We start from the raw sequence: 12,939 nt of genomic DNA, 5'->3' as shown, positions 1-12,939 counted from the left end.
TATGCGACTATTACGACACCTCTCGTACATCGGTACGACAATTTTTCTCGCCTCGACACCCTTCTTCGCTGGCTGCACCGGCAGCATCGCGGACGGTCCCGAGGATGACGATAACCCCCCCGGCGGCGGTACCAGCAGCAGCGGCACGGGGGGCGAGCCGGACAATGGGCCCCCGGATAGATGCATCCCCGGCCTCCCGGCGACGACCCAGATCCCCCGCCTCCTGAACCGGCAGTACGACAACACGATGCGGGACCTCCTCGGCGTCACCACCGTGGGGACCGACCGCAAGCTGCCGTCTGAGCTGCTCGTCTCCGACTCCAACGGCCCGATGACCCCTGACACGTGGCGCATCTATCAAGATGTCGCCGCGCAGATCGCCAAAGACGTGATGGCTGGGCCGAACAAGTCCAAGTTCATCAGCTGCGACCCTTCGGAGAGCGGTTGCTTGACGCAGACCATCCAGACCTTCGGCCGCAAGGCGTTCCGTCGCCCGCTGACCGCCGCGGAGGTGACGCGATTCGAGAAGCTGGGCCAGACGACGCCGGCAGGAACGCCCGACGAGGTTGCCGAGACAACGCTGATGGGCTTCCTCGTGTCGCCCTCGTTCCTCATGCTCCCCGAGCTGACGACCACCCCGGCTTCGTCGGGTGAGGGCATACAGCTCTCCGGCCACGAAGTGGCGATGAGGCTCTCGTACATGCTCTGGGGCTCCATCCCGGATGACACGCTGAGCGCGGCGGCCGACAATAACGAGCTCCAGACCAAAGAGCAGATCCTGGCCCAGGCGCAGCGGATGATTGATGTGCGCGAGAAGACCGGGCCGCTCGTGACAGCGTTCCACCGCAGCTGGGCGCAGATGGAGAACGGAAGCGCCCACTGGTGGAAGATGGATCACGACACCGAGACGTATCCGTTGTACTCCGCGGCCGCCAAGCCCAGCTGGAAGGCTGAGCTCGACGCCTTCTTCGAAGAGGTGGCGTTCGGGGGCGGCTCGTTCAAGGACCTCCTCCTCAGCAATATCGCCTTCGTCAACAAGGACAACGCGGCGATCTATGGGCTCGATCCTTCGGCGTACGGTACCGACCTGACCAAGGTGGAGCTGGACGCCAACGAGCGGCCGGGCTTCCTGACTCGCGTCGGGTTCTTGAGCTCCTACGCGGGCTTCGACGCCACGAGCCCGATCCTGCGAGGCGCGTTCATCGCGACGTACCTGCTCGGCGTCAATCCGGGTGCGCCCGATCCCGCCGCCACCATGATGACCGTTCAGGGCGACTTCGAAACGCAGCGCGCGTACGTCGAAGAGCTGACGAAGCCTGCTGGCTGCAAGGGCTGCCACTCGATCATCAATCCGCCGGGATTCGTGATGGAGAGCTACGACGGCATCGGAAAACTGCAAACGACCGATCCTCGTGGTGGTGCGATCGACGCAAGCGTCACAACAAACAGCGTCAACTTCGGCGACGGTAACGTGAAGGAGATCTCCTCTCCGTTGCAGTTCATGCAGGAAATCACTCAGGTTCAGAAGGCCAAGCAGCTTTACGCTCAGGCGTGGATCTCCTATGCCTTTGGGCGGGATCCGAACGGGAAAGATAAATGCGTCGTAGATATGCTCGACACCAAGCTGTCTGAGAGCGGCTACAGCATTCTCAATCTGCTGGCCGATCTCACTCAGGCGGACTCCTTCCGCGTGCGAGTCCGTGAAACGCCCTGAAATCTGAGGAATGTCGAACATGAGCAAGCAACTGAACCGAAGAATCTTCCTGCGTGGCCTGGGCGGAGCCGCCTTGGCCGCGCCGTTCCTCAGCTCCGTGTGGGAACGCACGGCGAAGGCCGACACCTCTTCAGCTGGGAAAACGCTTATCGTGATGTTCACGCACTATGGGTGCGTCACGAATAACTGGTTTCCCGCGAAGACCCAGGGCGAGCTCACGGCGGCGGACCTCACGCCGACGAGCCTCGCGGCCCTCGCTCCCTACGCGAAGAAGCTCCTCATGCCGCGCGGCATCCGCACGATGAACGAGTGGACCGCCAACATGACGCGTGGACAGGGGAACGACTCCCACACGCAGATCGTGGGGTCGTTCTTCACCTGCCAGCCGGTCACTCCGAACAGCAACGACCCGTTCAGCTTCGACCAGGCGACGAAGTTCAATGCAAAGCCTGTCGGTCCTTCGCTGGATCACGTCATGGCCCAGCAGCTCAGCCCGCAAGGCACTCCGTTGCTCTTGAACACGGCTGGTCAGAATGACAACGCTCAGTCGGCGATCTCCTACTCCGCCGCCGAGACCGTCTACAGGGGCCTCAACGCGTCGCAGGCCTTCAGCGGCCTCACGGGCCTCTTCCAGACGGGGGAGCCGATGAATCCGGACACCTACGCGGCGATTCGCGGCAAGAGCATCCTCGACCTCGTCAAGGATGATCTGCAAACGCTCGAGCGGTTCGACATGAGCAGGGCCGACAAGCAGAAGCTCGAGGCCTGGAAGGAGCTCCTCAGCTCGACAGGAACCGTGGTGGCTTCCGCGCAGTGCAACGAGGCGCTCGGCGCGATGCTCGGCGCGACGGCAGCGAACGCCTCCAAAGCGGCGGCGGGCGGCCTGGGCACCGACGTCCTCACGACCAAGGTCTCCGGCGACCTGGATGGAGCGGATATCTATTCGTCCATCGCAGCGCTCGCGGCCGCCTGCAACGCCAACCCCGTGATTTTCATGAAGTACCCGGGAAATTACAATTTCAGGGGGCTCGGCATCACGATGGAGTCGCACTCCCTCTCGCACCGCCTCGACAATGCAGGCATGACAGGCAGCTGCTTGCCCAACGCGATCGAGATGCTCCTGAAGGTTGACGCCTATTACGCGCAGAAGTTCGCGAACCTCGTCAAGATGCTCGACAGCATCCCCATGGGGAATGGGACGACGGTCCTCGACAACAGCGCCGCTATCTGGTTCAACGAAATGTCGGACGGCAACGCGCACAACCTCAACAACGCTCCGATCATCCAGGCCGGTAGCGCCGGCGGTTACTTCAAGACCGGTCAGATCATCAACGTCGACCCCGCGTCGACCCCGGTGAACGGCAACAGTATGTCGCAGTGCGCCAACGGTTCCGGCCAGGTCAACGGTATCAATCAAGGCACCGGGACCGATCCGAAGGTTGCCAACGCGCCGGTCAACAAGTACTTCTGCAACATCATGAACGCCATGGGCGTGAAGGCGGGTGCGGATGGCTTCCCTGCGAAGGGTGGCTCCGCGGAAGTGACCCACTTCGGCTATTCCGACAAGACGGAGGAATTCATCGGTGGCAAGGGCAAGGTCGCCGGCGCCAAGATCAACAATCCGGGCGGGTTCACAGAGCTGAAGGCCTGAGCGCTCTCTGGGCGAGGTCCTGAACACTCGGACGAGCTCGGGTCCAAAGACCCCTTCTTACCGGAGGGGTCTTTGGGTTCGTGCGCCGCCGGTGACCGCGGGCGCCGGCGCCCTGAGCCGTCTGCTCGTCGTCACGAATTGACGCTCTTCATGATGTGCCTCACTTCGCGACCCCGTGCTGCCCGACGATGGCGGACAGCGGCAGGCTGGGCATCTCTTCTCATGTTCATGCTGGCGAAGCGTCTCCTCATCCCTGCTGCTGTGCTCCTCCCGCTCGCCTGTTCGAGCGAAGAGAGCTTCAGCAGCGGGGGTGCGCCGACTCAGACCAGCGGCGGCGAAGCGAGCGGCGGCGCCGGGGTGGGCGGGGACATGGGTGACGACGCGCTCATCGTTCCGGAGGACCTCACCGTTGTGGCGCTCCCCGGCGGCAACGGCGTGCTCAACGTGATCGCGTTGACTCTTCGCAAAGGACCGACCAACCTCGAGCTCTACGCCGCCTTGAGGAACGACGGGGATATCCCGGCCTGCAGCGCCGCCGTTTCAGTTGAGCTCTACGACAAGACCGGGCAGTCCCTGGCAGCTGGGATCAACGGGTTGCTTACTCAGCATTTCTATCGACTCACGGATGGCTCGGGCGCCATCGCTGCGTGCGTGGGTCCAGGTGACGTGACCATGGCCGCGGTGACGGACCTGCCCTCAGACATCGTGATCGAAGACGTGGAGCACGTCGTCTACCGGTGCCCTTACTTTGCCCTCGATGTTGTTCCCATCGATGGCCTCACCATCAGCCAAGTGAAGGCCGTAACTCGTGGCGCCGCCACGGCGTACACGGGCACGCTCCTCAACGGGCTCGACGTAGCGGTGAGCAAGCCCTCCGCCACGGTCTTCTCAGTCAATCGCGTCGGGCGTCCGCTCGGCGTGGCGATCGGCAGCGGCACAGTGCAAATTCCGCCGGGTGGCAGCTGGGCCTTCGAGACGAACACCGTGGACACGCCCGGACCTGATCAAGCCGCATACCCGGCGGCCGCGCTTGTAACGCAGTAGACCATCCCATGAGTCGCGCGGCTATCCCTCGACACTAGCACTACTGCGGGAAGTCGGGCCGAGAAGCGAGCCGTCATGACGCCAAGGGCGCCAAGAGACCAGGGGAGCAGGAAGGAAGAATGCCGGGACGGTGCGTCCCCTCTCCTCTGGACGACCTTGGCGCCACGGCGGTTTTTCCGCTGATCCGGGGCAACTTCTCGCAATAGTGCTAGGGCGGGTCGGCGAACCTGCGCCTGTGGGGCGCCGCAACCCGTCGGCGGCTACTCGCCAAGCCCTACTCCAGCGCGCCGTCGGCGATCCACTGCGTGATCGCTTCAATGTAGTCGGGGGGGATGCACGCAGTATCCCCTTCGTTGACGCACTCAAGGGGCATCCGCGGAGTTGCGCCGCACGGTCCCTGTAGGACCTTGATGATCGCGCTCTCTTGCGGGTTGTCGAGATTGACGAGCGGGCCGCAATTCTTGGATATATGCGAGGTTAGCCTCGTGTGCAGCTCTTCGTTTATCATCAAGTCCAGGGGGTTCATATCGTCGTTATGGCAACCCGCCCCGAAGCAAGCGCTCTGTGCAACGAACTTCACGGTCTCGAACGTTGGCTCGATTTCGCTGCCACTGCCGGTCGAGCCGCCGCCACCGGTGCTCGCGCTGGTCGAGCCAGCCCCGCCCGAACCGCCGGCCCCGCCCCCACTCGAGGTAGACCCACTGGCGCTCGTGCTTCCGGAGTCCGAACCGCCGGCGCCGCCGGTGCCTCCACCGCCGGTGTCGTCAGGGGTTTCCGTGCAGCCTGGAAGCGGTGACAGGATGGCGACGATTGCTGCCGCGATGAAGCTTGAGAGTCGAAGTTTCATGGTTCACGACGAAGATGGTGAGAGAGAAGGTTTAGCTCTCGTTCCCGTTGGATCAAAGCAAGAGGCTTCGAGCTTCGGATTGCAGAGGCGACGTGCGATCGGTGAATGGGATTGGTGAAGTCGAACTTTTCTGATCACGTCGCCCGTAGGCAAGAGCTGCGCTAGGCGAGGAACGTCCTCTTGGGCGGGTAGGATGAGCAAATGCGTTCGAAAAATCAAGCGGTACGTGGCGGCCATCCTCGCGTACAGCCATGCTGTACACGTCGATTGACGCTCGTGCCGTGTGCGTTCACAAACCGGTCTCAGGTGCCCAAGAGCGCCTCTCAAAACCTCCCGTCACCAGGCAGCCGCGGTCGGACGCATCGCGTCGTTGCTCCTCGTCGCACCATTTCAGTAAGGCTCCTCACTGCGCCTGGCGCTGCACCCGCGCTCGGCTGCCTGGCGACGGGAGGTTTTGAGAGGCGCTCTAAGCTCAATTGTTTGCCCGCGCAGTTTTGCGAGGGCACCCCGACGCCCTGTTCCGAGATGGCTCTCGAGGACTGCCGCGATGTGCCGAGCTGCCGCTTCGCGTGGTGATCGGCGGGGCATCTTTCCGCCCGACGAACGCGATTGGCCGAGCGAGAGTCGTCAACGGGCCTGCGGGCATGCAGGGATGATGGAGACGTGGTAGACGTGGGCATTCAGAGGGCGTTCGGAGTGGCAGCCGGGCATTCAAGTCCATCGAGGGTGGGATAATACGACCATGGCAAAGCGCGTGAATCGAAGAATCTTCCTCCGAGGGCTGGGCGGAGCTTGCGTCGCAGCGCCGTTCCTCAGCTCGATCACCGACCGCACCGTGAAGGCGCAGCCGGCCACGCCACCGAGGCGGCTGATCGTGATGTACACGCACTATGGCTGCATCACGACGCGGTTCTTCCCGAAGAAGTCGCACGGCGCGCTCACCGCCGCGGACCTCGAGTCGACGACGCTCAAGCACTTGACGCCTTACGTCGACAAGCTCCTCCTGCCCCGAGGCATCCGCGCGATGAACGAGTGGACGCCGAAGATGGATCGGGGGCAGGGGAACGATCGCCACTTGCAGGTGAACGCGTCGTACTTCACTTGCCACCCGGTCACTCCCAATAGCAACGATCCGTTCAGCTTCGACCAGGCGACGAAGTACAACGCCAAACCGACCGGTCCCTCGCTGGACCACGTCATCGCACGGCAGCTCAGCCCGGACGGCGAGCCCCTGTTCATGCGCGTGGGAAACAACCGCGACGGCGCTTCGTCGGCAATTTCGTACTCGGCGCCCGAGACCCTGTATTCGGGTCTGGGCGCGCCGGCGGAGATCCTGGCCAAGCTCACGGGCTTGTTTACGGACCCCCTCCCGTCTCCGGACACGTACCAGGCCATCCGCGGCAAGAGCATCATCGACCTCGTGCGGGACGATCTCGACACGCTCACGCGCTTCGACATGAGCCAGGCGGACAAGAACAAGCTGGAGGCCTGGAAAGCGATTCTCGACGAGACCGTGAAAACCGTCGCTTCTGCGCAGTGCAACACGTCTCTCGCAACGGCGCTCGGTGCGACGCAAGAGAACGCCGCCCTGGCGGGCACGACCACGAGCGTCGACGACGTGCTGACGCGGCGAATCTCGGACAGTCTGGACGGAGCGGACCTCTATTCGAACCTCGCCGTGCTCGCGGCGGCGTGCAACGCGAGCCCCATCATCGTCCTGAAGTACCCCGGGAACTTCAATTTTCGGGGGCTCGGCCTGACGATGGAGAGCGCAAGTCTCTCGTATCGCGTGGGCAATGCGGGCATGCAGGGCACCTGCGTCACGGGTGTGATCGACATGCTCCTCAAGATCGACGACTACTATGCGAGGAAGTTCGCCCACCTCGTCGAGCAGCTGAACCGTATCGACGAGGGCGACGGGACGCTCCTCGACAACAGCGCGGCCGTCTGGTTCCAGGACGCGTCGGACGGCTGCGCCCGCAACCTCAACAACCTGCCGATCGTCCAGGTCGGCAGCGCCGGCGGCTATTTCAAGACCGGCTGGGCCGTGAACGTCGAGGACGGCTCGCCCGATCTCACGACCGGCAACAGCGAGATCGTGTGTGCCGACGGCGCTCCGAGCGAGGTCGACGCGACCACCCAATCCACGGGAACCGATCCGTCGCTCGCCAACGCGCCGATCAACAAGTACTACTGCAACTTGATGAACGCCCTCGGCGTCAGGGCAGGCACGGATGGTTTCCCGGCACCGGGCGGTTCGGAGCCGGTGACCCACTTCGGCATGTACGACCGGACGGAAGACTTCATCGGTGGCGGGATCAATCCCCCCACCATCCACGATCCAGGCGAGTTCGCCGCGCTCAAGGCGAGCTCCTGAGCGGTCTCGCGCCGGGCCTCCCCACCCGCTGCAGGGCGTAGGCGATGCCGCTCTGGAGCGTCCCCTGCGTGACCACCGTGCCGAAATCGATCTGCAGGCAGGTGAGCGTCTGCGCGACGTCGGGGCGGATGCCCGTGATCACCGCCTGCGCCCCGAGCAGCCGGAGGGCGACGGCGGTGTTGATCAGCGTGCTCGCGACGTCGGTGTCGACCGTCTTCACGCCGGTGATATCGATGATCACGACCTCGGCGCCGGTCGATTCGACCCCCTTGAGCGCCGTGCTCAGGACCTGCTGCGCCCGCTGGCTGTCCATCATCCCGATGAGCGGCATGACCATGATCCGGTCGGAGAGCGGGATGATGGGCGTGGAGAGCTCCGCGAGACGGGCGTTCTGCACGCGGATGATCTCCTCCTGGAGCTCCACGCGGGCCTGCTCGCTCCGCTCCCGCTGCGAGAACTCGACCCGGAGCTGCTCCTCGGCGCGGTGCAGCGCCTCCGTGCGCCTGTGCAGGTGCGCGTAGAGCACGGCGTTCTCCACCGCGGTCGCCGCCTGCGCCAGGAGGAGCTTCGACAGCTCCAGCCGGGCCGGCGTGAACACGTTGGTCGCCGTGCTGTTCTCCAGGTAAAGAACGCCGGTCGTGCGACCCTGGTGCACCATCGCCAGGCAGAGGATCGATCTCGGGTCGTGCGCGGCGACGTAGGCGTCCGCGGCGAAGCGAGGCTCCTGGCTCGCGTCCGCGAGGACCACCGGCAGCCTCGTCCTCGCGACGTACTGCACGATCGAGGACGGGACCTCGGCGCTGCCCTCGACGGGGACGAGCTGACCCACCTTCACCGTGCTCGGATCCACCGTGATGGACGCCTCGATCATCAGCTGTTGATCGCGCTCCAGGACGAGGACCCCCTTCTTCGCGCCCGCGTTCTGGATCGCGATATCGAGCAGCCGGTGGACCACGCTGTCGAGGACGACCTCGCCGGCGATGGCCTGAGCGGCCCGGATGACCGCCTCGACGTCGAGCACGCCGGTGCTGAGCCTCGTCGTCGAGGTGGTCTGGACCGTGGTCCGGGCGAGCTCCAGCACGCCGGGCGGCGCCGACGCGAGCTCGATCCGCTGCACGAGGTGCGGCGCCTCGGCCGCCAGGCGGTCCGCCTTCGCGGTCGCTCCCCACTGCATGTAGCCGTGGTGGGCGTCGGTCATGTAGGCGCGAGCGCACCGGGTGAAGCCGCTTCCGCGGTAGAACTTCGCGGCGAGCTCGCTCGCTATCGCCTGGTCGCGCGTGAACCCGGCCTCCTCGGCGGCCTCGATCGCCCGGTCGTAGAGCAGCGCCGCGGCGTGCCTGTCGTCGCCCGAGACGCGCGCGATCTCCGCCGCGACGAGGAGGTGCTTGTGCGCGTAGTTCTGGGGGCAGAGCTCGGCCCAGCGGGCGAGCTTCTCCCGCTCCGTCGAGATCGTCGCCACGAGCCGCTCCTTCTCGGGGGCCGGCGCCCCGTCGCACGAGGCGGCGAGGCTCAGGCACGAATAGAAGACGAGCTCGGTCGCCCAGAAGTTGTTCACGCAACCGGCGGTCATCTTCTCCACGGTGGCCATGAGCGAGCGCACGGCGCCGTGGTCGCCGTAGAGATAGGCCAGCTGGATCTTCTGCGTGTGGTACCAGGCGGCCACGTAGGTGAGCTCCGGGACCGAGATGGCACCGGCGAAGGCGGCCTCGTCGAAGGCGCCGTCGCTCAGGGTGTGCGCCCCGGCGGTGCCCCCCGTGAGGTTCGCGGCGACCTGCCTCGCGCACGTGAGGATGAGCGTCGTGAGCTTGTCGTTCGTCCTCCGCATGAGCGCGAGATCCTGCTCGATCTCCTCGGCCACCGAGCCGAGATCGTCGCCGAGCCCCAGGCTCGCCGAGACCATGTGAATGCAGCAATACGACGAATACGCCAGATCCCCGGACTCCAGGCCGGCCTGCCGGGAGCGGGTCAGGAGCTTGATCGTGTCCCGGAGCGGCTCGAAGAAATGGAGGATGGACGCGAAGGTCGTGAGGAGCATGCACGCGATGCGCGGGTTGGGGACGCGCTCGTTCAGCTCGATACCGACCTTGGCGAACTGGTAGGCCTCCTTGTACCGGTCCTCCGCGGTCCTCGGCTCGAAGACGCCGTCGATCAGGAGCACCGCATAGAGCACGTACGCGTACGCGGACGAGCTCGAGTTCCCGTGCTCGATCGCGAGGTTGATCTGCATGATGAGCGTGAGCGGACCGAGGACCGGCAGCCCGAGCGCGGAGGCGGGCTGCGTCATGTCGGCAAGCAGGCGGAGGAGGATCTGCTTCTCTGGATCGGCGGCGGTGGGCAGCCCCAGCAGATCGGTGATCTGGCGGCCTGCGAGGTGGGCCTGCATCGCCTCGAGCTCCCTGCCGAGCCGCGCGCGTTGCTCCTCGGCCGCCGTGGGGATGTCGATCCCGAGCAGCGCGAGGGCCTCGAGGCCGCACCGCACGACGTCGGAGAGATTGCCGCGCATCAGGTGGAACGACATGCGCAGGTTGCGGACCTGCGCGCTGTCCAGCCGGGATCTCGCGTGCTCGAGGAGGGCGTCGAACAGCCGTTCGCCAGCGTCGAACTGGCCTGTCAGGCACAGGCACTCCGCGAGCCCGGTGGTCAGCGCGAAGGTGAGATCGTGCTGCTCGTCCCAGCGCCTCGGGCCGAGCGTCGTCGTGCCGGCCTCGAAGTAGCTCGCGGCCGCCTCGTACGCCGCGCCGGCCTTCGCCCTCCTGCCCGCCTCGAGGTTCAGGCGCGCCAGCGTGACGCGCTCTCCCGGATCGCCGATCCGCGGCAACCCGAGGTTCATGTGGGTTGCGATCTCGAAGATTTTGCCCTCCGCGTCTCCGGGGTCGCCCTCCGCGAGCATGAGCCGCCCGATCTGGAGGTGGACCTCCTGCTTGCGGGGGTCGTCGAGGAGCCGGTAGGCCGCTTGCTGCACACGGTCGTGCAAGAACCGGTAGGAGGCGTCCACCGAGAGCTCCGGCTCGTCGGCCTCGCCGGTCATCGCGCCGTGGAGGGCCGCGTCGAAGAACCTGGAGTCGGCGCCGACGGCGAGGACCAGACCCTCGCGGAGCGCCGCCGAGAGCTCGCCTGCCACCTCGCGGCGCGGCTTGCCGTCCACGATCGCGAGCGTCTTCAGGTCGAAGCGATAGCCGATGCACGCGGCGAGCGTGAGGATGCGCTGCGCGCGCTCGTCGAGCTCCCGGAGCCTGCCCGTCATGAAGTCGACGACGTTCTCCGTGACCTTCATCTGCTGGATGCGCGGCAGATCCCACGTCCACTCGCGCAGGGCCGGGTCGAAGGCGACGAGCTTCTCGGCGTGCAGCGCCCTCATGAACTGGTTCATGAAGAACGGGTTGCCGTGGGTCTTGGTCATGACATGACGCGCGAGCGGCTCGGCCCGCGCGGGATCGCAGGAGAGGGCGTCGGCGAGGAGGCGCGTCACGACGGGGAGATCGAGCGGCTTGAGGTCGATCTCCCCGACGGTCACCCCGGCCTTGCGCAGCTCCGCCAGGGTGATCGAGAACAGGTGGCTCTCGTCGACCTCGTTCTGCCGGTACGCGCCGATCACGAGCAGGTGCTTGATCTCCGATGCGGTCAGGAGCTGCTCGAGGAGCTTGAGCGAGGCCGGATCCGCCCATTGCAGGTCATCGAGGAAGATGACGAGGGGGTGCTCCTGGGCGGGGATGGCGCCGCAGAATTTCTGGAACGCGAGGTGGAAGCGAGCCTGGGCCTCGGTCGGGCCGAGCGGCGTGACAGCCGGCTGTGGGCCGAGGATGAGCTCGAGCTCGGGGATGAGATCGATGAGGAGCTGGCCGTTCTGCCCGACGGCGGTCGCGATCTTCTGCGTCCAGAGCGCGAGCGCCTCTGCGGGCTCGGTCAAGAGGGCGCGGACGAGCTCCCGGAAGACGTGCGCCACGGCCGCGTAGGGGACGGTCCGGTTGATCTGGTCGAACTTGCCGGCGACGATGGTTCCCTTGCCCTGCGCGACGGATTTCTGGATCTCGCCGACGAGGAGCGACTTGCCGATGCCGGCGTGGCCGGACACGAGGAGCAGCTCGCTCGCGCCCTGGCTGATGCGCCGCCACGCGCCTTCGAGGACGGCGAGCTCCGCCTCGCGGCCGTAGACCCTCTGCGGGATCCGGAGCGCGTCCACGTAATCGTGGCGCCCGAGCTCGAACGGCTCGATCCTCGACGTCGCCTCGAGCTGCGTGAGGCACTCGACGAGATCCATCCTGAGCCCGTAGGCGCCCTGGAACCGATCATCGGGGCTCTTCGCCAGGAGCTTCATGATGATGTCGGAGACGGGGCGCGGTACGTCGGGCGAGACCTGCGCCGGCGGCGGCGGGAGCCTGGCGATGTGGCAGTGCACGAGCTCCAGGAGATCCTTCGTCTGGAAGGGGAGCCTGCCTGTCACCATCTCGTACAGGGTGACCCCCAGGGAATAGAGATCCGTGCGCAGGTCGATCACGCGGTTCATCCGGCCGGTCTGCTCCGGGGACATGTACGCCAGGGTGCCCTCGAAGGCGGCTGGGCTCTTCGACCGCTGCGCCTCCTGCGAGAGGCGGGTGGCGCTGCCGAAGTCCATGATCTTGGCGTTCCACGTGGACGGCTCGACCATGATGTTCTGCGGTTTGATGTCCATGTGAATGACGCCGCCGCGATGGATGGATTCCAGCGTGCCCGCGACGGAGATCGCGATCCGGAGCGTGTCCTGGAGGGTCAGGGAGCGCGCGCCGATGAGCGCATGGAGCGAGCAGGCTCCGGCATCTTCCATGATGAGCGAAAGGCTCGCCCCTGCCTTCACGACGCCCAGGACCTTCACGACGCCGGGCAGCGCGAGCTCCTTGGCGATGGCGTACTCGTAGCGAAGCCTCGCGAGCTCGGCCGGCGCCGGGCGCTCGTTCCTGAGGCGCTTGACCGCGACGGGGGCGCGGTCGTCGTTTCGAACTCCTCGGTACACGGTCGACGCGGCGGATTCGTGGATGAGACCGGTGAGAGTGTACCCGGGGATACTGATCATAATTTACTTGTAGAGCGCTTCTCCGCGCTGCATCAAGCGGCACCGCGTGATCGCTTGAGGTGCCACGTGGTGGATAAACGTCGCATCGATGGGCAGGTGTCGTCGTGGCGACTGGACGCGCGTGCCATCTGCTGTCGAGTGCGACGCGCCAGCACGACCTCCGCCCCCCTCGCCGAACATCGCGGCGGTCCCGGAATACCTGACAGGAGGTGTCAGGATTTCCGTGCGACCGTCGCGCGCGTCCTGGCTAGCAAAGGAG

The 12,939-nt window shown here is 65.7% G+C and carries 6 protein-coding genes; 4 read left to right on the top strand and 2 right to left on the bottom strand.

Annotated elements, in window-relative coordinates; translation table 11 throughout:
• The first annotated feature begins 1 nt into the window (after nt 1).
• The 3 genes from WMF36_RS21945 to WMF36_RS21935 all read left to right on the top strand — a co-directional run bounded on the left by WMF36_RS21945 (nt 2) and on the right by WMF36_RS21935 (nt 4,409).
• On the top strand, nt 2–1,714 hold the full coding sequence (locus tag WMF36_RS21945; protein ID WP_437581582.1) for a DUF1592 domain-containing protein: 1,713 nt from the start codon (nt 2–4) through the stop codon (nt 1,712–1,714).
• Nucleotides 1,715–1,733: 19 nt separating this feature from the next.
• Nucleotides 1,734–3,365: a DUF1552 domain-containing protein gene (locus WMF36_RS21940; RefSeq protein WP_437581581.1), complete on the top strand. Its 1,632-nt coding sequence runs from the start codon at nt 1,734–1,736 to the stop codon at nt 3,363–3,365.
• 222 nt (nt 3,366–3,587) lie between these two features.
• A complete protein-coding gene (locus tag WMF36_RS21935) occupies nt 3,588–4,409 on the top strand; it encodes a hypothetical protein (RefSeq protein ID WP_437581580.1) in 822 nt (273 codons plus the stop codon).
• A 274-nt stretch (nt 4,410–4,683) separates the two neighbouring features.
• On the opposite strand, the gene WMF36_RS21930 is transcribed toward WMF36_RS21935, so the two are convergent.
• Nucleotides 4,684–5,256: a hypothetical protein gene (locus tag WMF36_RS21930; protein ID WP_437581579.1), complete on the bottom strand. Its 573-nt coding sequence runs from the start codon at nt 5,254–5,256 to the stop codon at nt 4,684–4,686.
• Nucleotides 5,257–5,998: 742 nt separating this feature from the next.
• Between WMF36_RS21930 and WMF36_RS21925 the strand changes: the two genes are divergently transcribed.
• Complete coding sequence (locus tag WMF36_RS21925; protein WP_437581578.1) at nt 5,999–7,633, top strand: DUF1552 domain-containing protein; 1,635 nt, start codon at nt 5,999–6,001, stop codon at nt 7,631–7,633.
• Here WMF36_RS21925 and WMF36_RS21920 read toward each other — a convergent pair.
• Nucleotides 7,617–12,680, bottom strand: a complete 5,064-nt coding sequence (locus WMF36_RS21920) for a protein kinase domain-containing protein (protein WP_437581577.1) — start codon at nt 12,678–12,680, stop codon at nt 7,617–7,619. The genes WMF36_RS21925 and WMF36_RS21920 overlap by 17 nt on opposite strands.
• Nucleotides 12,681–12,939: the final 259 nt, after the last annotated feature.

Origin of the sequence: Sorangium sp. So ce887, from assembly GCF_051521455.1 — a bacterium.
GTDB lineage: Bacteria > Myxococcota_A > Polyangia > Polyangiales > Polyangiaceae > Sorangium.
This window is presented reverse-complemented; position numbering and strand designations above follow the sequence as displayed.

Coding starts and splice junctions, on each gene's coding strand:
- WMF36_RS21945 (WP_437581582.1), top strand. CDS start 2: ATGCGACTATTACGACACCTCTCGTACATCGGTACGACAATTTTTCTC.
- WMF36_RS21940 (WP_437581581.1), top strand. CDS start 1,734: ATGAGCAAGCAACTGAACCGAAGAATCTTCCTGCGTGGCCTGGGCGGA.
- WMF36_RS21935 (WP_437581580.1), top strand. CDS start 3,588: ATGTTCATGCTGGCGAAGCGTCTCCTCATCCCTGCTGCTGTGCTCCTC.
- WMF36_RS21930 (WP_437581579.1), bottom strand. CDS start 5,256: ATGAAACTTCGACTCTCAAGCTTCATCGCGGCAGCAATCGTCGCCATC.
- WMF36_RS21925 (WP_437581578.1), top strand. CDS start 5,999: ATGGCAAAGCGCGTGAATCGAAGAATCTTCCTCCGAGGGCTGGGCGGA.
- WMF36_RS21920 (WP_437581577.1), bottom strand. CDS start 12,680: ATGATCAGTATCCCCGGGTACACTCTCACCGGTCTCATCCACGAATCC.